18 protein-coding genes are annotated in these 21,677 nt (G+C 37.8%); 8 read left to right on the forward strand and 10 right to left on the reverse strand.

The features are described 5' to 3' along the window. The first annotated feature begins 16 nt into the window (after positions 1 to 16). The 3 genes from ACQ33O_RS07125 to ACQ33O_RS07135 all read left to right on the forward strand — a co-directional run bounded on the left by ACQ33O_RS07125 (position 17) and on the right by ACQ33O_RS07135 (position 3,560). Positions 17 to 1,180 (forward strand): glucosaminidase domain-containing protein, encoded by a 1,164-nt coding sequence (locus tag ACQ33O_RS07125; protein WP_430994877.1) that lies wholly within the window; start codon positions 17 to 19, stop codon positions 1,178 to 1,180. A 12-nt stretch (positions 1,181 to 1,192) separates the two neighbouring features. After that, positions 1,193 to 1,735, forward strand: a complete 543-nt coding sequence (gene hpt, locus ACQ33O_RS07130; RefSeq protein WP_430994878.1) for a hypoxanthine phosphoribosyltransferase — start codon at positions 1,193 to 1,195, stop codon at positions 1,733 to 1,735. A gap of 70 nt (positions 1,736 to 1,805) precedes the next feature. Then, on the forward strand, positions 1,806 to 3,560 hold the full coding sequence (locus ACQ33O_RS07135) for a YfbK domain-containing protein (protein ID WP_430994879.1): 1,755 nt from the start codon (positions 1,806 to 1,808) through the stop codon (positions 3,558 to 3,560). A gap of 5 nt (positions 3,561 to 3,565) precedes the next feature. Here ACQ33O_RS07135 and ACQ33O_RS07140 read toward each other — a convergent pair whose 3' ends face one another. Continuing rightward, on the reverse strand, positions 3,566 to 4,465 hold the full coding sequence (locus ACQ33O_RS07140; RefSeq protein ID WP_430994880.1) for a carbohydrate kinase family protein: 900 nt from the start codon (positions 4,463 to 4,465) through the stop codon (positions 3,566 to 3,568). Positions 4,466 to 4,686: 221 nt separating this feature from the next. Between ACQ33O_RS07140 and ACQ33O_RS07145 the strand changes: the two genes are divergently transcribed. Both ACQ33O_RS07145 and ACQ33O_RS07150 read left to right on the forward strand, forming a co-directional pair. Then, the gene (locus tag ACQ33O_RS07145; RefSeq protein ID WP_430994881.1) at positions 4,687 to 6,216 is read left to right on the forward strand and encodes a sensor histidine kinase; all 1,530 of its coding nucleotides are present in this window, start codon (positions 4,687 to 4,689) and stop codon (positions 6,214 to 6,216) included. Continuing rightward, the gene (locus ACQ33O_RS07150) at positions 6,206 to 6,613 is read left to right on the forward strand and encodes a response regulator (RefSeq protein ID WP_430994882.1); all 408 of its coding nucleotides are present in this window, start codon (positions 6,206 to 6,208) and stop codon (positions 6,611 to 6,613) included. Before ACQ33O_RS07145 ends, ACQ33O_RS07150 begins: the two co-directional genes overlap by 11 nt. Positions 6,614 to 6,616: 3 nt before the next feature. Here ACQ33O_RS07150 and ACQ33O_RS07155 read toward each other — a convergent pair whose 3' ends face one another. From ACQ33O_RS07155 to katG, 7 genes are all read right to left on the reverse strand, one after another. Further along, positions 6,617 to 7,081, reverse strand: coding sequence for a hypothetical protein (locus ACQ33O_RS07155; protein WP_430994883.1), 465 nt, complete (start codon positions 7,079 to 7,081; stop codon positions 6,617 to 6,619). A gap of 32 nt (positions 7,082 to 7,113) precedes the next feature. Then, complete coding sequence (locus tag ACQ33O_RS07160) at positions 7,114 to 7,713, reverse strand: zinc-ribbon domain-containing protein (protein ID WP_430994884.1); 600 nt, start codon at positions 7,711 to 7,713, stop codon at positions 7,114 to 7,116. 133 nt (positions 7,714 to 7,846) lie between these two features. Beyond that, positions 7,847 to 9,013, reverse strand: a complete 1,167-nt coding sequence (gene dnaJ / locus ACQ33O_RS07165) for a molecular chaperone DnaJ (RefSeq protein WP_430994885.1) — start codon at positions 9,011 to 9,013, stop codon at positions 7,847 to 7,849. 109 nt (positions 9,014 to 9,122) lie between these two features. Continuing rightward, on the reverse strand, positions 9,123 to 9,674 hold the full coding sequence (locus ACQ33O_RS07170; protein WP_430994886.1) for a nucleotide exchange factor GrpE: 552 nt from the start codon (positions 9,672 to 9,674) through the stop codon (positions 9,123 to 9,125). A 154-nt stretch (positions 9,675 to 9,828) separates the two neighbouring features. Next, the gene (locus ACQ33O_RS07175) at positions 9,829 to 10,170 is read right to left on the reverse strand and encodes a T9SS type A sorting domain-containing protein (RefSeq protein WP_430994887.1); all 342 of its coding nucleotides are present in this window, start codon (positions 10,168 to 10,170) and stop codon (positions 9,829 to 9,831) included. Between the two features lie 107 nt (positions 10,171 to 10,277). After that, complete coding sequence (locus ACQ33O_RS07180; protein WP_430994888.1) at positions 10,278 to 13,835, reverse strand: T9SS type A sorting domain-containing protein; 3,558 nt, start codon at positions 13,833 to 13,835, stop codon at positions 10,278 to 10,280. Positions 13,836 to 14,075: 240 nt separating this feature from the next. Continuing rightward, positions 14,076 to 16,280 carry a catalase/peroxidase HPI gene (gene katG / locus ACQ33O_RS07185; RefSeq protein ID WP_430994889.1) on the reverse strand — a complete coding sequence of 735 codons (2,205 nt, stop codon included), beginning with the start codon at positions 16,278 to 16,280 and terminating at the stop codon, positions 14,076 to 14,078. A gap of 219 nt (positions 16,281 to 16,499) precedes the next feature. Between katG and ACQ33O_RS07190 the strand changes: the two genes are divergently transcribed. Together ACQ33O_RS07190 and ACQ33O_RS07195 are read left to right on the forward strand one after the other, a co-directional pair. After that, positions 16,500 to 17,180, forward strand: coding sequence for a toxin-antitoxin system YwqK family antitoxin (locus ACQ33O_RS07190; protein WP_430994890.1), 681 nt, complete (start codon positions 16,500 to 16,502; stop codon positions 17,178 to 17,180). 66 nt (positions 17,181 to 17,246) lie between these two features. Next, positions 17,247 to 17,627, forward strand: coding sequence for a group III truncated hemoglobin (locus ACQ33O_RS07195; protein ID WP_430994891.1), 381 nt, complete (start codon positions 17,247 to 17,249; stop codon positions 17,625 to 17,627). Positions 17,628 to 17,786: 159 nt separating this feature from the next. On the opposite strand, the gene rpsA is transcribed toward ACQ33O_RS07195, so the two are convergent. Further along, positions 17,787 to 19,703 (reverse strand): 30S ribosomal protein S1, encoded by a 1,917-nt coding sequence (rpsA, locus tag ACQ33O_RS07200; protein ID WP_430994892.1) that lies wholly within the window; start codon positions 19,701 to 19,703, stop codon positions 17,787 to 17,789. Between the two features lie 390 nt (positions 19,704 to 20,093). Between rpsA and ACQ33O_RS07205 the strand changes: the two genes are divergently transcribed. Then, entirely contained in the window at positions 20,094 to 21,062 is a 969-nt protein-coding gene (locus ACQ33O_RS07205; RefSeq protein ID WP_430994893.1) for a serine hydrolase domain-containing protein, read from the forward strand. Here ACQ33O_RS07205 and ACQ33O_RS07210 read toward each other — a convergent pair. Further along, positions 21,045 to 21,518 (reverse strand): FKBP-type peptidyl-prolyl cis-trans isomerase, encoded by a 474-nt coding sequence (locus tag ACQ33O_RS07210; protein WP_430994894.1) that lies wholly within the window; start codon positions 21,516 to 21,518, stop codon positions 21,045 to 21,047. The genes ACQ33O_RS07205 and ACQ33O_RS07210 overlap by 18 nt on opposite strands. Positions 21,519 to 21,677: the final 159 nt, after the last annotated feature.

Genomic DNA, 21,677 nt, shown 5'->3' on the forward strand with positions numbered 1-21,677 from the left:
ATACCAATATAGTCAGATGAAAAGAGTATTAATAAGTGCCTTTGCTATTGTAACAACAGTAGCATCTATAGCGCAAACGATCACTCCTGAAGAGTACATTGCTAAGTACAAAGATATTGCCATCAGAGAAATGAAAAGAATGGGTGTACCTGCTGCTATTACGTTGGCACAGGGAATTCTTGAAACAGAAAGCGGTAATAGTGTACTGGTAAAAAAATCCAATAATCACTTTGGTATAAAATGTAAATCTACCTGGACGGCCGGTGGGGTTAGTCATGACGATGATGCTCCCGGTGAATGTTTCAGGGTATATAAAACAGCCGATGATTCTTACAGAGATCACAGTAATTTTTTACGTGGCGGCGAACGCTATGCATTTCTTTTTAAATTAAGTCCTACGGATTATAAAGGTTGGGCCAACGGTTTAAAACAAGCCGGTTATGCAACCAACCCAAAATATCCGTTGATATTGATCAAGCATATTGAACAATACAACTTGCAACAATATTCTTTAGCAGCTGCAGATGAAGTGCCTAAATTTGATACAGAAGGGTTTACCGACGATAAGGAAAAGCCGGTTGTTGATGAAGAACGTCCTGTAAATACGGTACCAGTTGTTGAAGAACCTGAAGCATCAAAAACAACGTTGGATTCAAAACATGATATCATGTACATCAATGGTGCCAAATGTATTCAGGCTGCAAAAGGAACTTCATTGTTGGTAATTGCTACAAAGAATAATATTAATCTCGATAAGTTGTTGGAGTATAACGATCTTGGTGAAGATGGTCTCTTGCAAAAGGACCAGATCATTTTTCTGCAAAACAAACGTAGTGTTGGCGCTAAAGAATATTATATTTCTAAAGAAGGAGAAACATTGTATGACGTGGCTCAAAAAAACGGAATAAAATACCAATCTTTATTAACGTATAATAATTTGCAGGCAGGAGCCAAAATATATCACGATACAAAATTGTTTTTGAAAAAAGTTGAATATGCAACTGTAGAAACTCCCGTTCCCGAAGTTCCTGTTAAAACAAAATATTATACAGTGCAGCAAAGCGAAGGCTTGTATGCTATTGCAAAAAAGTACGGAGTAAAAGTAGATCAGTTGAAACAATGGAATAATCTTCAAACAGATGCATTACAAGTTGGACAACAGCTAATCGTTTCACCATAATAAAACCAAAACATGCCGATAATACAGGTACACGACAAAAAATTTGAACCGTTTATAGATGCAGCTGAGATCAGTAAGCAAATAAAAAGAGTAGGTGCTGAGATCAACCGTGATTATGAAGGGAAAAAACCTCTTTTTATTGCAATATTGAATGGATCTTTCATGTTTGCTTCCGATCTGTTCAAAGAGGTTTCAATTGAAGCAGAGATCTGTTTTATAAAACTGGCATCTTATAAAGGCACAAAATCTACCGGTAATGTAATTACCTCAATTGGTTTAGATGAGCCGCTAAAGGGGCGTCATGTGATCATTGTAGAAGATATTGTGGATACAGGTAATACACTTACCAAGTTTTTGCCACAATTGCACAATCAGCAACCGGCCTCTTTAAAGATCGCTTCTTTATTGCAAAAGCCCGATGCATTGGAACATCCTGAGCTAAAAGTAGATTATCTTGGTTTTAGTGTAAAAAACATCTTTTTGCTTGGATTTGGATTAGATTTCGACGGACTTGGCAGAAATATCCCCGAAATCTATCAGTTGGTAGAAGCGTAAGGGCAATAAAATGGCGTGGGTTCACGTCTATATGGCACAAAATTTCTATCTTTCGTATAAGTTTAACCTATTGAGAAAAATCTTTTTATATATCCTTGCCATTTTTCTAGCAAAGACTTCGGTGGCGCAGTACTATTTGCGTGGCGAAGTAAAAGATAAAGAAGGGCAGTCTGTTCAGAATGTAAAAATGCTTTTACAGTCTAACAGGATCATTTACTACTCCGGTGTTTCCGGTGGCTTTGGAATCAGCACCGAAAAACTCTACGATTCTATCACCGTTAGCCATGAAGGTTTCGAAACACAAACAATAGGCATTAAGGCGGATGTTTATCAGGTTATTATTATGAAAAAGCTTGCAGCTAATGATAATAAGAACCGGCAAAAATTGATCTCGGTTACCAAAAATCTAAATCAAACATCCAAGTACAAATGGTTTTTAGGAGATGAGTCATATTTCTCATTGGTAGAAAATACTATCGTTGATGCAGGAAATTATCCTAACACCGGCTTTTCGTTAAATGTAAACAAAGCATCTTATAGCAATATCAGACGCTTTTTGAATATGAAAAGTTCTGTACCACCGGATGCTGTGCGTATAGAAGAATTGCTGAATTATTTTAATCTTCATTACAGAGAGCCAGATCCTCACGAAGTGTTTAAGATAGAATCACAGATCACTAACTGCCCTTGGAATGCAAAAAATAATTTACTATACCTGAATGTAAATGCACGTAAAATAAATTTAGATAGTGTTCCTCCAAGTAATCTTGTTTTTTTAATAGATGCATCAGGCAGTATGGATATGCCCAATCGTTTACCATTGGTAAAAGCGGCCTTTCAGATGTTTGTAAAAAACCTCCGTCCAATTGATACTGTTTCTATTGTTATTTACGGCGGCCCGGTACAGGTTTGGATGCAACCAACCAGCGGAGCTGAAAAAGAAAAGATCATACAATCTATTGAAGAATTAACCGCAAATGGGGATACTCCCGGTGAAGCTGCGATACGTACTGCTTACCGTGTTGCAAAAAGTACTTTTATAAAAGGAGGAAACAACAGAGTGATACTTGCTACCGACGGCGATTTTAACGTTGGTGAAACAACCGAAGAAGCATTGGAGGATTTGATCGTAAAAGAAAAGCAGGCGGGATTATATCTTACTTGTTTGGGAGTGGGAATGGGCAATTTTAAAGATTCAAAATTAGAAACACTTGCCAAAAAAGGTAATGGTAATTACGCTTACTTAGATGACATTCAGGAAGCAGAAAAAGTTTTAGTAAAAGAAGTAACACAAACTTTTTACACTGTAGCCGATAATGTTTTTTTAAATGTACAATTCAACCCGGCACTTGTAAGTGAATATAGGCTAATAGGTTTTGATAATAAACGAGATGCGGTAGCTGATAGCACCGGTGAACTGGAAGGAGGTGAGATCGGTAGTGGCAACAGTATTCTTGCAATTTTCGAATACACATCTTCGATCAATAAAATAAATGAATTCCCTACAACGGATCCAATTGCAAATGTCTCATTAAAATATACAGTCTCTCCGAATAAAACACCTAAAGAAATTCGTTATGATTGTAATCAGAATTATGGCGAGTTTAAAACAATCGATAAAGAATTTCAATTTGGAGCAGCTTTAGCAATGTTTGGAATGAAACTTCGACAATCTAAAAATTTAGGCATTGCGGATTGGAATGATATTGAAACCATAGCCACAAATGCAGCCAATCAGGGTAATTACCTTCAAAGAGATTTTCTTAAACTGCTGAAAGAAGCAAAAAAACTTTATACAAAAAAACGAAAAAAGGGATACGAATAATTTTATTATTTGATAGTTGATTCGTACTTAATGAATAACGCTTCCAACAATTCTGTAGTTAAATTTTCTGAAACTATTTGCCGAGAAGTAATGCATAAAGCCCCGCTGATAGAGCCATAGAGCATACACTCCTTTATATTTTTCCCATTGAGATAAGCATATAAAAATCCTGAGAAATAATTATCTCCTGCGCCATTGGCATCTACCAATGAAAATTCTGTCAATGCACTTATATCTATCCATTCGCCATTTTTTGTAAGAGCTGTAGATCCTTTTTTGCCATGTGTGCAAACAACAAGTTCTTTCCCTTGCTGCATCAAATTTTGCATGGTTTGTTTATAATCGGAAAGATTATCGGAACTTAAAAAAATATGATCGGCAACATCAATGAATGGTTGGTGGTAAACATTGTAGTCGGTATAATCATGTAAGTCTGTCCAAATGGGTTTATTGTATTGCATCAGCAATGGAATAATATCCTTGCAATATGATATAATGTTCAGAATAATCATATCACTTTTCTGAATATTACTTTCAATCAACGATCTATTCATTGAAAGGTGTTCAGAAGATTGTGTTACAAACATCGATATACGATCTCCGTTAGTATTCATCAGGTTAACATGTCGTTCTGTTCCTTTCGGGTCGATATCGTAAATAAAATCAACACCGTCTTTTTTTAGATGGTCAATAATATGCTGGCCATATATATCATTTCCTAATACAGAATATAAAGTATTCGACACATCGAGTTTTTTCAAACACAAGGCCTTGCCTGAACCGGTAGAACCGGTAGCTTCATGAAAAACCGTATTGTGTATGGTTTGAGGAAAAGGTGCAGGAAACTCATTCAGAGAAATTATATGATCGAATGTTGTTCCGCCGATGATGAATATATGTGACATGATATTTGCTATTACATATAGACGAAATTAATGTTTCCGCTTGATAGTTATGAAAAGCTGCTTCATAAGAGTTTAATAGTATGCATAACAAAACACGATTTTTAACGTTTAAGTTATTGAAGTATACAGTAAAAACTACTGTTTACGGATGAAACAAACCTTACATGTTTTCCAATATCTTAATTATATAATAAAAGAACCACGAGTGTTTTTTCTTGAAAATGAAAAGGCTTAAAGACATTTCAATTGCAAAAAAACTTTACTTCATAGTCGGTGCTATGGCGGTGCTTATTATTTTTGAGTTGCTTACACTTTGGTTCGCTATTCATACACTTTCATCAGTAAGGGCATTAGTTGGTGCCGAAGGCCTATGGTCTAAGGCTCAAAAAGATGCTGTTTATCAACTCCGCAAGTATAATGTTACACATGATGAAAAGGATTTTAAAAAGTATCAGCAATTTATGGCAGTACCAATGGGAGATCACAAAACCAGGATGGAGTTATTTAAACCAGATCCGGATCTAGCCATATGTAGACAGGGCTTTATTGAAGGAAGGGTGCACCCGGATGATATTGATGGAATGATAAAATTGTTGCGACGTTTCCATTCAAATTATTATATCGCTAATGCAATCAATGCTTGGTCAAATGCTGATTCTGCATTGTTTTTTAAATTAATGCCGGTTGCAGAAACTTTTCATACTGAAATGAATTCTTCTAACCCATCTAAAGTAAAACTTGATCAGTTGATGGGAGAGATCGACCTGGTGAATGAGCAATTGACTGTACTCGAAGATAATTTTTCGTATACATTAGGTGACGGATCGAGATGGCTCGAAAATCTTATCTTAAAAATTTTATTAAGTGTAGCTTTTACAGTAGAATTTACCGGGCTGTTTTTAACGTTTTTGGTTACACGAGGAATAAGTAAGGAGCTGAAGGAAATTGAAAAAGCTACAAGTAAGGTTACTAGAGGCGATCTTACCGCAAGAGCGAAAGTGTTATCTCAAAATGAAATTGGACATGTGGCTGCAGAGGTTAATCAGATGACAGAGCAATTGGTTTTATCTAACAGAGAATTGGGACAGGTAGCGTATATCGCTTCTCATGATCTGCAGGAACCTTTGAGAACGATCTCAAATTTTGTTGTGTTGCTGCAAAAACAATATGAAGGTAAGCTCGGAGCAGATGCAGATGAGTATCTGGCTTTTATCAGCGAAGGAACTTTAAGAATGCAGTTGCTTGTAAAAGATCTTTTAGATTATTCCAGAATAGGGAATGATAAAAAAATGGTTAAGATCGATTGTAATAAAGAGGTACAAAATGTATTAAAAGGAATGACTGTTTATATTACGGAGAATGCCGCAACAATTGATGTTGGAAAACTACCTGTTGTTGATGGATACTTTGAACTACAGTATCTTTTTCAAAATCTGATCGGTAATGCTATTAAGTATAAAAAGAAAGATGTTGATCCGATCATTAAGATAGAAGCAAAAGATAACGGCAAAGAATGGTTGTTTTCTGTGAAAGATAATGGTATCGGTATTAATAAAAAATACCATCAAAGAATTTTTACCATATTCCAGAAACTTCATTCCGATAGAGAGTATGCCGGAACGGGTATCGGCCTTGCACATTGTAAAAAAATTGCAGAACTTCACAGAGGAAATATATGGTTAGAGTCTGAAGAAGGGCAGGGAGCTACATTCTATTTTACAATACCTAAACAGACAAACAATGGAAACTAAATTCAAATCCGTCTTACTGATAGACGATAAAATAGGCGATAACCGCTACAACGAGATCATTCTTGGGCAAATGAATGTGATTGATAGAATTGAGATCGCTGAAAATGGGGAAGATGCGTTGAAAATACTGGAACATGCGAATATTGCTCAACCTAAACTCATTTTTCTCGACATCAATATGCCACGAATGAACGGATGGGAATTTTTAGATGAGTATCAGGCATTGGGCCTGCACATAAAAACTAAGAATGTAATTATTGTACTAACTACTTCAATGAATCCGGAAGATAAAGCAAAAGCAGATCAGATAAGCTTTGTGTCCGAATTTCACATCAAGCCTTTAACACAGGAAAAGATCAAAAATATTCTGGATAAATATCTTGTGTATAATAATTAGATATTATTGAACTTTCTTCATCGTCCAAACAGCACTTCCACCAAGCGGATCGGTAATAAAGCCACTCTTTAAAGTTCCATCAGCACTGTTGTATATTGCGTTGCCTGTTTGTGTATGTTCTTCTCCGCCTCCGGCAATATTCACTGTTGTTACTTCAAATGAAAATGAAGATCCGTTTAAACTCCATGTGCCATCTGCAAAAGTGATGTACTCACGACTGTTCTGGTAAAAGCCTTTGCTTTTATAACTCAGTTTTCCATCGGGGTAAATACTAAAGCTAAAAAAGAAAGATGTGCCATCGGGCACAGGTTCTCCTTGGCCTACAGTGTAAGTACCAATCCAAAGGCCTTCAATAGCTGCAGCATTCTTTTTCTTGTCCGAAGAGTTTTTAGAACTGGTGCTACATCCAGCTAAAAAAATGATAATAGCTGCCAGTATCGCAATTAAAAATTTAGGATCTTTTTTCATAAGGCATATATACTTTCGTTTATTCAATACTGTCACTGTCTAATGATGTTGAGTATTTCGTCATTATCAAGCATTTTTTTTAATTCGGTTTTTGAAAACCCGTAAATATCTTCCGAATAACTCTTTTCTCTTAGTTGATCTAACTTGCTCACTTTATTTATCTGATAATTGTTTACCTGAACAAAGACAGAGTCTTTCTGAACTTCGTGGACTTTATACAATGTGTATTCGAGAGCTTTTATTTTGACCTCAAAAATATCTCCTTTCTTTGGTGCAAGTATAAGTTTATTGTTCTTTTCATCTTTCTCTTTCTCACTGATAATACCGACTGTTATTAAAAATGCTACTAAAGCAAGTCCGGAAAACATCCATTTAGGTGTTTGGGTTTGTGCTTTCAAGTTTTCATAAGTTGTAACTAGGTGAGGAGGCATTTCCTTAAGCTTGAGCATCTGCTTACAATGATCACATTGACTAACACCTGTTTTGCCCATCGGAAAAAAAGGGATCCAGAAAACATGGGCATACTTTTGAAGCACATACATGTCAATACTGTTCTGTGTTCCGCAATGAGGGCATTTGTCTATGATGTGCTCTTTTAAAAGTTCTTTGCTTTTACTTCCGTAGACGATCATGTTGGTTTATTTTTTCAAATATAAAGATCATTTCTTTGAGATGGTATTGTGGTAGAATGCTTGAGCAACGCTAAGGTAAAAAAGTGGCCCGTAATTTACGAGCCACTTTTTTATACAATAAACCATTCAATAATTAATTAAACATCTCCCTCACTTTATCAAAGAAGGATTTATCTCCCTTCTCAGGTTTGGGTTGAAAGTTTTGACTGCTTTGCATTTTTTCGAGCATTGCTTTTTCTTCGGCAGTAACATGTTGAGGTGTCCATACATTAACATGTATCAACTGATCGCCTTTTTCATAACTGTTCACCGAAGGGAAGCCCTTGCCTTTTAATCTGAATATCTTACCGCTTTGTGTACCTGCCGGTATTTTAATTTTTGCCTTTCCGTCAATGGTCGGTACTTCTACCTGTGTGCCGAATACTGCATCAGGAATAGACAAGTGTAATTCATAAGCTACATTTAAACCATCTCTTTGTAATTCTGCATGTGCTTCTTCTTCTATCAATACAATAAGGTCACCGTTAGCACCGCCACGTTCGCCGGCATTACCCTTGCCATTCATGCTCAGTTGCATACCTTCCTGCACACCTGCCGGTATTTCAATGGTTACTGTTTCTTCGCCATACACACGGCCATCGCCTTTACAAGCTGTACACTTATTAGTTATCGTACTACCTTCACCGTTACAGGTAGGGCAGGTAGTTACAGTTTGCATTTGTCCGAGAAAAGTATTTTGTACTCGTCTTACTTGCCCACTACCACCACAAGTACCACAGGTTTGTGTACTGTTCTTATCTTTTGCACCGCTGCCTGTACAAGTTGTACAGGTAACATATTTTTTAACTTTTACTGTTTTGGTGGCCCCCTTTGCCATCTCTTCAAAATTCAATTTTATTTTGATGCGTAGGTTGCTGCCTCTAACACCACGGCTACGGCTACCCGAAGAACGTCTGCCGCCACCACCAAAGAAACTTCCAAACGGGCTATCATCTCCAAACACATCTCCAAACTGACTGAAAATATCATCCATATTCATGCCGCCACCGCTGAAACCACCGCCACCGCCACGTGCTGAACCAAATGCCTGATGACCGAAACGATCATACTGTGCTCTCTTATCGGCATCGCTTAATATTTCGTAGGCTTCTGCGGCTTCCTTGAATTTTTCTTCAGATGCTTTATCTCCCGGATTACGGTCGGGGTGATGCTGCATAGCTACTTTACGGTACGCCTTTTTTATCTCATCCTGCGATGAAGATTTAGATACTCCTAATATTTCGTAAAAATCTTTTTTCATTATTTTAATTTGGAGATTTGAAGATTTGGAAATTTGGAGATGTGAACAGTACTTTTAATTATCCGTTGCTTTCATCTTCAAATTTTCAAATTTCCAAATTGACTAATTGTTATTTTCCCACCACCACTTTTGCAAAACGAATTAATTTATCATTCAGATAATAACCTTTCACAACTTCATCTACCACCTTATCTTTCAATGCTTCAGTTGGTGCAGGTATTTCTGTAATGGCTTCATGTTTCTCTACATCAAAATCTGTATTGATGCTTTCCATTGCTTTCAAGCCTTTATTCTGAAGTGTAGTTCTAAGCTTGCCAAATACCAGTTGGATACCTTCTTTTATTTGAGCAATGTCTTCTGTAGTTTGAATTTGTTTTTCGGCTCGGTCGCAATCATCTAATACATCCAATAATGAAGTGATTACTTCTTTACCTGCTGTCTGAAACAATTCAGCTCTTTCTTTAGCACTGCGACGTTTGAAATTGTCGAACTCGGCAAAAAGGCGAACGTATTTGTCTTTCTGCTCGTCTAATTCTTTTTGGATCTTATCTACGCCGTTATCCGGTTCTTCGGGGTTACTTAAATGGGTATTTCCCGGAACATCAGAATCTGCGTTAATATTCATTTCTTCTTTTTCTACAAGTGTTTCCTTTTCTTCCATAGTTTAAAAATTGTGTGCAAAGGTAAGATAGTCAAACATTTTGCCAATGCTTGTTTTCGGTCAAATTGACAAAATATTTGATTAATTCTGACGGACTTGTAAAAGGAATCCGGTAATAAATAAGCTTAATTAATAAAAAGAAGGAAGAAGGGGGTTATTTCACCACCTGAAATTTGCCTGATTGCAGGATCTTGCCGGTTTTATCACGTAGCTGATAAACATATACGCCACGGTAAAAATCGGTTAAAGGAAGATAAAAGCGTTGAGTAGTGGTTTTGGTCTCATATACCTTTTTACCCATGAAATTGTATAACTGAAGAGAGAGGTTTTTATCGAAACCACGTTGAAAATCAAAGTTGATGCCGGTGGCCGCAGGGGTAGGATACACTTTGATAAGCTTTACAATAGGATCAACATTTGCAGCAGTTCTGGTCTGTGCAAAGGATGTAAAGTTTAGGCTTATTAGTAAAATTGATATGGTTAGTATCTTTCTCAACGAAGTAAAGTTAATGGTTTCTTTATGAAATAAAAAAATATCAGCCCTGTTTTATGACTAAAAAGATAGAAAATCCCCTGTTTTTAGGGGATTTTCTATCGAAAATGCTATTGTTTAACAAATTGTAAGTGTTGAGCTTTACCCCCGTTTACCAAAACAAGGTTGTAAGTGCCTTTAGGTAAACCGGTTGCATTGATGGTGGTTTGAACCGCATCTCTGGTCACTTGCTGTTCGCTGATCTTTCTTCCGTCAATACTATATATCTCTAATTTAGCACCAACGGTGGCTTTGCTATGAGATACATAAAGATTATTTGCCACCGGATTAGGGAATACTGTTAGTCCCGTTTTAACCTTATTATTAACCGCAATAATATTGCTGTAAGTATATCTGCCATCTCTGTCAACTATTTTCAAACGATAGTAGCTAACAGCTGAAGTTTGAGCCGCGTCTGTTACGGAATAATTATTATTCAACAAATTAGTTGCCATTGTTACTGCGTTGGTACTGCTGAAATTTTTACCATCTGTACTTCTTTCAACAATGTATTTAGCAACATTCAGTTCATTGTTAGCTGACCAGTATAGTTTCGTTTGTCCGTCAACGCTAGTTGCGCTGAATGAAATAAGATTTACCGGAGTAGTACCGGCAGGTCTCAATCCGAAAGTAAATGGACTAAATGAACTCAATAATTGAGAATTCACAACGCCGCTTGTAGCACCGCCGGAAATTGCCGTTCCATTTGCAGCAGTAGCATCTACCCAGTTGCCTGCAACTAAATGAGCCACTACAATTTCCTGTGAAACATTTGGAACACCTGCATTAGACCAGGTGGTTGTTAATGTATTGTCGAAATTGAAGCCAACAAATGCATCTGTACCGAAATCTTTCTTTATATCCCAGTATTCACTTGTACCAACTGAGGTTAATGGTAGTGTTGTAGAAGAGGTAGATGCGGCCGATGTATTAAAGTATTCTGCAGTATAGCTGCTGAGCGTAGCATCTGCTGCTATTATACTTGCCGGATGATACACACCGCCTTTACCAACGGGGAATGTAAATAGAAAAGTTGATGCCGTCTGTTTTGTTATTGGACCATTTACATGCGATGTATTGCTACCTCCATTTACAATTCCTCCTGGTTCTAAAGTGATCTTTTCTGCAGCTGTATTTGTAATAATTCCATTAGTTAGATTTAAAGAATCAGCAAGTGAAGTACTCTTGGTCATGGTAAGACCTGCAGCATTATTGATGACTAAGCCACTTGCAACAGCAGGAAGTCCATTACCTGAAACTTGTGCAGCAGTTCCTTCGTACGCATACGTTCCGGCATTATAGCCCCTAGTAGTTGTTTGTATTGGTCCTGCAGCTGCCGATGTAGTAATACCATCTGTAGAACCAATTCTCATTTTAGCCATAAATCCTAAATTGAAAGCACCTGCACCTGTTACTGTTTGTAGAGGATTTCTAAAGTCAGCGATCCTTGAAACATTTAGAGCACCGCCTGCAGCAACTGTAATTGTAGTTAGATCTCCTGTGCCAGGTGTGTTATCTGCTTTAGTGCCGTTAGGATAAAATTCGCTAACATTTAAAACACCGGTAGCACCAATATTTAAATTGAATGCTTTGCCCGTTACACCTAAACTCATATATCCGTTTGTATGTCCGCTCCATCCGTTAGCAGTTGCATTGCCCGGAACCAATCCATCCGTGAATGTTAAAGTGCCATTAACATTAATAGTTTGAGCATTACCGCCATTGGTATGAGAACTTGATACCGGAGTATAGCAACTCCATGGTGCAAAAGTTAATGTTTTACCAGCATTGATGGTAAGAATGTTGTTATCTCCTGCAACAGTATAAAAACCTGCTGCATTACCTGCATTACCACTACCGTGATAATTCAACGTTACATCTGTGTTTATAGTGATAGTTGTGGCTGCAGTGTTTGTTCTCATTCTTGATAAATTAACTGTTCCGCCACCGGTTACAGTAACATCTGTTCCAAAAATATCTAAACTGATACCATCAGCATTATTGCCATTCAATAGATTGCCGATGATAGAACCCGGATCAACCTGTACAGTTGTACCGTAGATTCTTACATAAACAGGAGCATTAACAAGGTTGTTTGTTTTTAAAGTAGCACCATTGTTTACATAAAGATTTTTTACGCTTCTACCTGAAGTTGCTTTTGTTACGGTAAATCCGTCGGTAACAAATACGCTTGCAGTTTGTGAGTTAGGGAATTCAGGAGCAGCTACCCAGTTCGTTCCGTCAAATTTATTCCAGGTTGCAGTAGCATCCCAGTTACCTGTAGCAACTGATTTATAGTCGCCTGCTTCATACACTATATTGTTGCCTGATCCGCTAACTGCAACTCCAATTGCAGCACCACCGCCTGATATATCTATGTCGCCTGTGTATGTGATTAATGCAGTAGGACTAAAACGAACATAAATTGTTGTAGCACTTAATGCAGCTCCTGTGTATGGAACTAAAATGCTTTGTGCAAATCCGCTACCGCTTGATAAGGAAACTTCATAGCCGCTTGGTGCAGGTACAGTTATATTTCCGCTAGTAGGAGACAAACCCCCTGCAACAAGTGTAAATGTTTTTTCGGTAGACGTTGTATTGACAAGAATGCTTCCAAAATTTAATGAAGTTGGATTGGTCAATATTGTTGGAGATGATGGAGCAGCTGTTGTAAAAGTTTCATCCGAACCATAAGTGGTGCCACTACTACCGGTAGCGTATGCACGAACATGGTATACTGTGCTAAATGTTAAACCACTAATCGAACTCGTAATGGCGCCAACGCCGGTTGGGCCATCAGTAGTTTTTGGATCAGCAATGGTTGGGTTTGCACTGGTGCTATAGCAAAATCCGCTCGAAGTGATTGTACCCGAACCTGCATCGCTAATATTTCCTCCTAAAGTTGCAGATGAAGCTGTAATGGCTGTAGCCACCGGAGTATTTGTTGTTACAGTTGGTGGAGTGGAAGCAACGGCGGTTGTAATTTCAATATCATCGATAGTTACTTCACTGCTGTTTCTTTGAATTTTTATAAATGCCGGTGCAGATGAACCGTTACCTGTTACTGCATAACTTACCGAGGTCCACCCAATAGTTGAATTAACTGTATAGCCACTTGAGTTTGACCATCCTGTTGCATTGGTTGCAGAGGAGCTCATATTGCCAGTAGCTGTAGTAAGATTCGGATTTGTTCCTTCATATACTCTGAAGGCAGCAGTAGTACTTGCTGTTCTAACCCAAAAAGTTACGGAAACAACTCCATCACTAATGATCGGACTTATTAAATAAGCAGCGCTAGATCCTCCAAGATGAAATGCCTTGTCACCTGAATTTACAGTATATGTTTTCGAATTTGCAGCATCCGTAGTAACGGCATAACCACTACTGTAAAGCCAGCTTCCTGTATGCTTTGTTCCAGCATTGGCATACTGAGTAACTACTACTGTTCCATGGGTCGCATTTCCTCCGGTGCTGGTAGTAACGGCAGACCAGGCGTCTTCTTCAAAACCTTCATTAATGGTTTGAGATTTACCTATACTGGTAAAAAAGAGAAGCATTACTGAAATACAAAATGCCCATGTTTTTTGTGAAAGACTTTTTTGTAAATGGCGTGTAAATAATCTTTTCATGATGATTTTTTTGTGTAGAATTTTTTGCAATCGTTCCGGCTTCTTCAAGCAGTAAACAAATATACATTCTTTGGCAAAAAAATGAGAACGTTTGCATTAACATATTAGGAACATTCAGTTGTTTTTACGCAATCGTTCCCGATGAAAAAGTGAATATCTAAAATGTTCCTGACCAAACCGATAGAAATAAAAAAGGTGATAAGCCATCTTACCACCTTTTTATAAAATTTACTGAAAAAATCAAGCAAGATCAAATCTATCCAGATTCATCACTTTATCCCATGCAGCAACAAAATCTTTTACGAATTTTTCTTTTGAGTCTTCGCAGGCATATACTTCAGCAATGGCACGAAGTTCGGAGTTAGAACCAAAGATCAGGTCAACACGAGTGCCGGTCCATTTGGTTGCTCCTGTTATACGATCAAAACCTTCAAACACTTGCTGAGCATCCGTTGTAGCTTTCCACGTAGTTCCAAGGTCAAGCAGGTTTACAAAGAAATCATTGGTCAATGTTTCAGGATTATTTGTGAAGACGCCATTTTTTGATTGATCAAAATTTGTATTCAATACTCTTAATCCACCAATAAGTACAGTCAATTCCGGAGCAGTTAATGTGAGCAGTTGTGCTTTATCGATCAGCATTTCCTCAGCAGGTGCGGCAGCACGAGGTTTAAGGTAATTGCGAAAACCATCTGCATTCGGTTCGAGTACTGCAAAGGATTCTACGTCGGTTTGATCTTGCGATGCATCAGTACGTCCCGGGGTGAGTGGTACTGTTATATTGTGACCTGCATTTTTTGCTGCCTGTTCAACACCTGCACAACCTGCCAATACAATAAGGTCAGCTAAAGAAACAGCTTTTTCAGAGGCAATTCCATTGAACTCTTTTTGAATATTTTCCAACACATCTAATACTTTTGATAGCTGCGATGGATTATTCACTTCCCAGTATTTCTGCGGAGCAAGACGAATACGGGCTCCATTGGCGCCGCCACGTTTATCTGATCCACGGAATGTTGAAGCGGATGCCCAGGCAGTTGATACCAGTTGCGATACGGAAAGACCTGAAGCCAATATTTTTGTTTTAAGATCTGCAATGTCTTTTTCATTGATCAATTTATGTGCAACAGCCGGGATAGGATCCTGCCAGATCAAAACTTCTGAAGGAACTTCGGCTCCCAGGTAACGAACTATTGGCCCCATGTCGCGGTGTGTTAATTTGTACCATGCACGTGCAAAAGCATCGGCAAATTGATCGGGGTTTTCAAAAAATCGTCTTGAAATTTTCTCATATGCAGGGTCAAATCTTAAAGAAAGATCTGTAGTCAACATAAAAGGTGCATGACGTTTGGATGTATCATGTGCATCGGGCACTAAGCCTGCACCTGCATCACCTTTTGGTTTCCATTGATGTGCACCGGCCGGGCTCTTTGTCAATTCCCATTCATAACCGAAAAGATTTTCAAAAAAGTTATGACTCCATTTCGTTGGAGTGGTGGTCCATGCACCTTCTAAACCACTGGTAATGGTATCGGCACCTTTACCGCTACCAAATGTATTTTTCCAGCCTTGGCTTTGTTCTTCAATACCGGCGGCTGCAGGTTCTTTACCAACATACTGACCAGGGTTGGCTGCACCATGTGTTTTACCGAAAGTATGACCACCTGCGATCAATGCTACGGTTTCTTCATCATTCATTGCCATACGGCCAAAAGTTTCACGAATATCTCTTGCTGCGGCCAGTGGGTCGGGGTTTCCGTTAGGGCCTTCAGGGTTAACGTATATCAACCCCATCTGAACTGCTGCTAAGGGATTTTCCAACTCACGGTCACCAGTATATCTTTTATCTCCTAACCATTCTTTTTCAGAACCCCAGTAAATATCTTCTTCAGGTTCCCACACATCTTCACGTCCGCCACCAAACCCAAAAGTTTTGAAGCCCATCGATTCAAGTGCACAGTTACCTGCCAGGATCATCAGATCGGCCCATGAAATTTTCTTGCCATATTTCTTTTTGATTGGCCAAAGTAGTAAACGTGCTTTATCAAGATTTGCATTATCGGGCCAGCTGTTCAATGGAGCAAAACGTTGTGTGCCTGCACCGGCACCACCACGTCCGTCGTGAATTCGGTAAGTACCTGCACTGTGCCATGCCATACGTATGAACAAGGGGCCATAGTGGCCATAATCTGCAGGCCACCATTCTTGTGAGGTGGTCATCAGATCGAAAATATCTTTTTTTAATGCTGACAGATCAAGACTCTTGAATTCTTTGGCATAGTTAAATGTTTCATCCATCGGATCAGATAATGACGAATTCTGACGAAGGATATTTAGTTTTAATTGATTCGGCCACCAATCACGATTTCTGGTGCCGCTACCGGCACTTTGCTTTAAAGCTCCGTGGTTAAATGGGCATTTGCCTTGAGGTGCATTATTTTCCATACTATAGTTATATTGTTTATTAAATGGTTTTGAATGGTAAAATTATGATAAACTCATCTTTCATTTTTGATAAACGTTTTCGTTTTAAGGAACATTTTTAGTGAACAATTGTTCAACTTAGCAAAGAGTTTTTAGAATATGGTGTTAAATCTCACATTGTGTTATTTGGGCTGTTGAAAGAAATATTATATTTGGTTCGATCTTTGTTTAAATCTAAAAATGATGTATAAAATAAAATACGGCCTTCTTGTTTTATTTACGATTGTATACAGTGGATTGAATGCTCAGTATAAATCATTTAGTCTTACCCCTCAAGGTGATACACTGAATGCTGTTGATAATAAAGGTTTGAAACAGGGGAAATGGGTAAATACAGTTCCGGAATTAAGAGGCAATCCGGGTTATGATGAAGAAGGCGTTTATAAAGATGATAAGAAAGAAGGAGTTTGGCGAAAGTATTCTGCCGAAGGTGATCTGTTGGCGGTAGAAAATTATAAATTCGGAGGAAAAGACGGTATTCAGCAATATTATACGTTTTTAGGCTCTATAGAAAGGGAGGAAGAGTGGCATTCTTACAACCCCGATGCTCCTTATGATACGATCCCGATTTATGGTACCACTAATAATGATATCATTGAATATAAGGTTGTAAAAGCTACCCAGTATAGTGTGCCCCATGGTACCTGGAAATATTTTTCTCCGGATGGAAGAGTTACCAAAGCAGATAAATACGAAAGGGGGCGGTTAATTGTTGATGCACCCGAGCCGCCGGCTGCAGAACCTGTTGCAACTGAAAAACCAAAAGAGAAAACAAAACCACAGGAAGTACTCGACTACGAAAAAAAATACAGCAAGAAAAAAAGGGAGCATATGGAGAGGGAAGGGAAGACCAGTTTGTAGGCTCGTACAAAAATATTTTACAATAGGGGGCAACTTAATTCAAGTTGCCTCTTTTATTTTTGATAAATGAAAAAGGACATAGAGCATATCGACGATATTAAATTATTAGTAGATAGTTTTTACAAAAAAGTTATTGTAGTTGAAACAATCGGATATTTTTTTACTAAAGTGATACAGTTTGACTGGCAGGTACACTTACCCGTTATGTATAGTTTTTGGGATACTATTTTATTCGGCACTATGAGCTACAAAGGCAACCCTATGGTCAAGCACATTGAAATGAATAAAAAAGAAAGCCTGAAAAAAGAACATTTTGATCAATGGATGAAATTGTGGAAAGAGACGATTGATGAATTATTTATTGGTGAAAAAGCGAATGAAGCTAAAAAGAGGGCCGGTAGTATAGCACAGTTGATGCAATATAAAATACAAAACACAATTGTATGATTCAGGATTTGCAGGATTTACAAGATTGGTTCTACTTAATTAGAAAAGTTATCCTTTCCTAAAGCTCTAATCCTGCTAATGTTCATCCTGATTCGGACAAATGAATAAAAAAATCCCCTCACTTTAGTGAAGGGATTTTTTACGTTGTCTTGAAAAGTATTATGCTTCTTTTTCAGCATCAGCAGCACCATCCAATTTAGCTTTCAAATCAGCTAATGCGCTGATATCACCTAAGGTAGATTTTTCTACTTTGCTTTGAAGATTTTTAACTGCTTTCTTAGTTACTTCAGCTTCCGCTTTTTTCTCTTTAATTACAGCTTGTTTTTCTTCTTCTTGTACTTGTTCCCACAAACGAGTATGGCTTAATACAATACGTTTGTCGTTACGATCAAATTCAATTACTTGAAATTGTGCAACTTCATCCGCACCAACTGTTTTGCCATCTTCTTTATTCAAATGACGAGTAGGAGCAAATCCTTCTAAACCATAAGGAAGAGATACTACAGCACCTTTGTCGTCTTTTTTAGTAACTGTACCTTCATGAATAGTACCTACTGCAAAAGTATCTTCCAAAGAGTTCCATGGATCTTCTTCAATTTGTTTGTGTCCTAACTGAAGTTTGCGGCCATCTTTATCTATGTTCATGATGATAACATCGATGGTAGCACCAACTTTCGTGTATTCGTTAGGGTTATTGAAACGTTTTAACCAGCTAAGGTCGCTAACGTGGATCATACCACCGATACCGCTTGCTAATTCAACAAATACGCCATAAGGAGTAATGTTTTTAACAGTACCACTGTGTTTGCTTCCTTCAGGGAATTTAGTGTCGATATCGCTCCAAGGATCGTTTGCCATTTGCTTAATAGACAAGCTCATTTTACGAGTGTCTTTATCCAATGTAACAACCTTAGCTTCGTGTTCGTCGCCTAATTTGAAGAATTCTTTAGCGTTGATAGGAGTGTTAGCCCAAGTAATTTCACTTACGTGTACCAACCCTTCAACACCCGGCATGATTTCAAGGAAAGCACCGTAGTCTTCAATGTTAACTACTTTACCTTTAATGATCTCACCTTCTTTAATGCTTTCGCTTAAAGTATCCCAAGGGTGAGGAGTCAATTGTTTTAAACCTAAGCTGATACGTTTTTTATCATCATCAAAATCTAAAACAACAACGTTAATTTTCTGATCCATCTTCAATACTTCAGAAGGATGGTTGATACGGCCCCATGAAATATCAGTGATGTATAGTAAACCATCTAAGCCACCCAAATCAAGGAATGCTCCGAAATCTGTAATGTTTTTGATAGTTCCTTCAAGAACCTGTCCTTTTTCCAATTTACCGATGATCTCAGCTCTTTGAGCTTCAATATCGCTTTCAATAAGTGCTTTGTGAGATACAACAGCATTCTTAATTGTTTCGTTGATCTTAACAACTTTGAATTCCATTGTTTTACCAACAAACTGATCGTAATCAGTAACCGGTTTAACATCAATTTGAGAACCTGGTAAGAAAGTCTCCATACCGAATACATCAACGATCAAACCACCTTTAGTTTTGCTTGTAACCAAACCAGTAACAATTTCACCGGTTTTGTGCAATTCCATAATGCGTTCCCAAGCACGACTTGTACGAGCTTGTTTACGGCTAAGGTGTAAGTTGCCGTTCTTGTCTTCTTTGTCAACCACCATTACTTCAATGATGTCGCCAACTTTGATACCACCAACTACATCTCTGAATTCGTTCAAAGAAATCAAACCATCACTTTTAAAACCGATGTTTACAACAGCATCTGTTTTAGTGATTGCTTCAATAGTAGCCTGGATCATTTCGCCATCGTTGATCTGTTTAAAAGTGTTGTCATACACTTCATCATACTTGGCTTTTTCTTCTTTTGAATAACTTGATACGTTACGTTTGTCAACGCTCCAATCAAAATCATCATGAGCAGTTGCAATTGTTTCAGCAACAGGCTCAACCACAGGCACGTTTGTTACCGCAGCAGATTCAACTTCCTGAGAAGCTGCTCCTTCCTGTGCATCTGCGTTTAATTGTTTTAAAATATTAAATGACATAAAATAAATCCCGGTTTTTTAACGGGACGGCAAAGTTAGGGTAAAATTTACGATTTTGGCTGTATGATGTACGATTTTTTTCAGTGTAGGAGCAGGTTTTGGGGGTGTTTGGGTTTGATATTTTTTGGGACGGGCATTGGAACTTTGGGCATCATCGTTGTGTCACTCACTTGTACGGCATACCAATGGGCAGCTTTGCCCAAGCGTCAGGACGGCCATAAGCTTTCAGACGCTTAAAACACGGACTAACTGATTGATTTTAAGCAGATATTTAATTTGTTTCGAATATTTGTAATATTTTGTACCAAAATCGAATTGTTCGGTTACCTCATCTAAAGGCTTAGACCTTAAGCCATTGAAATTCCTAACAAACAGGAAAATATTTTCGTTATGCAAATAGATAAAATCCAATTCAAGATTAATAAGTTTTCGACTAAAAACTCAATCAAAAATTTGCAGGTGGGTGTTTATAAGGATGGAGAAATATTTCGATTAAGTAATTCAGGCAATATCTCTCATCAAGCTTTTGAATTGGCTTCTATTACAAAAGTGTTTACAGGTTGTGCCATAATGATTGCTATTGAAGAAAATAAAATATCCTTAAATACGACGTTAGAACAAATATTGTCAAATAAATTCGAAATCAGTGATAGCTTTAAAAGCATTACAATAGAAGAGCTATTGACGCATTGTTCAGGATTGCCTAATCTTCCACATTTGTTTTTAGAGAAAATGCAAACTAATCCTACTGATCCATATAGTGTATTACAAAAAGATGATGTCTTTAATTATTTATCGCTGCAACAAACATTAGGGAAAAAGAGATACTGCTATTCCAATTTTGGCTATGGTTTATTGGGTTTGATTTTGGAACATATTTATGTATTTTCGTACGCTGATATAATGACAAAGAAAATTTTTGACCCCTTAAATATGCAATTCTCGTCTATAGGATTGAGTAGTAAAACGGAAAACATATTAGAACAAGGTTATAGTGTAGAAGGTAAAGAAACAACTATTTGGCAAGATGATGTATTAGCTGGAGCAGGATCTCTTATATCGACTTGCGATGATATGATGCTGTTTATCAAAGCGCATTTTGCTTCAAATTCTTTGAAAAATATTTTGAATACTATACTTCTTCCTCAAACTAAAAAAATGGCAATTAGTTGGCATAGACAAGGATGGTTAGGAAGGATTGCCGGTTACAAAACTTATTTGTGGCACAATGGCTGTACTGGCGGTTATTCGTCTTACATCACGTTAAGTATTGAAAAGAAAACAGCGTTTCTAATATTATCCAGCAAAGGAATTATAGTTGACGAATTAGGAATGGATTTATTACATTACGTTAGTTAGAGTTATCGTAAAATCTAAAATAGAATTTGCAGGTATTGAGCCGGCGGCACGTTCACCATATCCATAATAGGAAGGTATCAACAAACGGATCTTACCACCTTTTTGAATATAGGGTATCCCAATTTGCCAGCCCAGTATCAAACCGCCTAAAGTAAATGTTCGGGGTGTGCCATTAGAGTCATCGAAAACAGTTCCGTTCAATAATCTGCCTTGATAATCTACTGTTACTTTGGTTGTACCACTATAGGAAAAACTTCCTGAGCCGGGCTCTAATATCTGATAGAACACACCATAGCTATCCTTGATTGCAGGAATACTATTGGCTGTAATAAATGCTCTAATTGCGGTTGTATCTGCAGTGAATTGTGCAGCCGGGCTATATAATTCGGCTTTTTTACATGCAGCAAAGCTGGTTGCAATGCAGATCAATAATATAAAGTATTTGAGTTTAAACATAGGTTGCAAAAATAGGGGATTAATATTCTTTGAGTTCTACTTACCTATTGTTCTCTAGCGCAGGTCTCCCGACCTGTGCTTATCCGTTACTTAATTTCAAGTTTGTAAAACGTTGATGATTTATTATGGGGCGACCTGCTGACACAGGCCGGAGGCCTG

This window comes from Ferruginibacter sp. SUN002 (genome assembly GCF_050611725.1).
In the GTDB taxonomy this organism is placed as follows: Bacteria; Bacteroidota; Bacteroidia; order Chitinophagales; family Chitinophagaceae; genus Ferruginibacter.

What these genes read in the sequence shown, in the direction of transcription:
- ACQ33O_RS07205 (WP_430994893.1), top strand. Translation starts at nt 20,094, where the DNA reads ATGCAAATAGATAAAATCCAATTCAAGATTAATAAGTTTTCGACTAAA.
- katG (WP_430994889.1), bottom strand. Translation starts at nt 16,280, where the DNA reads ATGGAAAATAATGCACCTCAAGGCAAATGCCCATTTAACCACGGAGCT.
- ACQ33O_RS07125 (WP_430994877.1), top strand. Translation starts at nt 17, where the DNA reads ATGAAAAGAGTATTAATAAGTGCCTTTGCTATTGTAACAACAGTAGCA.
- dnaJ (WP_430994885.1), bottom strand. Translation starts at nt 9,013, where the DNA reads ATGAAAAAAGATTTTTACGAAATATTAGGAGTATCTAAATCTTCATCG.
- ACQ33O_RS07140 (WP_430994880.1), bottom strand. Translation starts at nt 4,465, where the DNA reads ATGTCACATATATTCATCATCGGCGGAACAACATTCGATCATATAATT.
- ACQ33O_RS07180 (WP_430994888.1), bottom strand. Translation starts at nt 13,835, where the DNA reads ATGAAAAGATTATTTACACGCCATTTACAAAAAAGTCTTTCACAAAAA.
- ACQ33O_RS07170 (WP_430994886.1), bottom strand. Translation starts at nt 9,674, where the DNA reads ATGGAAGAAAAGGAAACACTTGTAGAAAAAGAAGAAATGAATATTAAC.
- hpt (WP_430994878.1), top strand. Translation starts at nt 1,193, where the DNA reads ATGCCGATAATACAGGTACACGACAAAAAATTTGAACCGTTTATAGAT.
- ACQ33O_RS07150 (WP_430994882.1), top strand. Translation starts at nt 6,206, where the DNA reads ATGGAAACTAAATTCAAATCCGTCTTACTGATAGACGATAAAATAGGC.
- ACQ33O_RS07145 (WP_430994881.1), top strand. Translation starts at nt 4,687, where the DNA reads ATGAAAAGGCTTAAAGACATTTCAATTGCAAAAAAACTTTACTTCATA.
- rpsA (WP_430994892.1), bottom strand. Translation starts at nt 19,703, where the DNA reads ATGTCATTTAATATTTTAAAACAATTAAACGCAGATGCACAGGAAGGA.
- ACQ33O_RS07190 (WP_430994890.1), top strand. Translation starts at nt 16,500, where the DNA reads ATGATGTATAAAATAAAATACGGCCTTCTTGTTTTATTTACGATTGTA.
- ACQ33O_RS07195 (WP_430994891.1), top strand. Translation starts at nt 17,247, where the DNA reads ATGAAAAAGGACATAGAGCATATCGACGATATTAAATTATTAGTAGAT.
- ACQ33O_RS07155 (WP_430994883.1), bottom strand. Translation starts at nt 7,081, where the DNA reads ATGAAAAAAGATCCTAAATTTTTAATTGCGATACTGGCAGCTATTATC.
- ACQ33O_RS07160 (WP_430994884.1), bottom strand. Translation starts at nt 7,713, where the DNA reads ATGATCGTCTACGGAAGTAAAAGCAAAGAACTTTTAAAAGAGCACATC.
- ACQ33O_RS07210 (WP_430994894.1), bottom strand. Translation starts at nt 21,518, where the DNA reads ATGTTTAAACTCAAATACTTTATATTATTGATCTGCATTGCAACCAGC.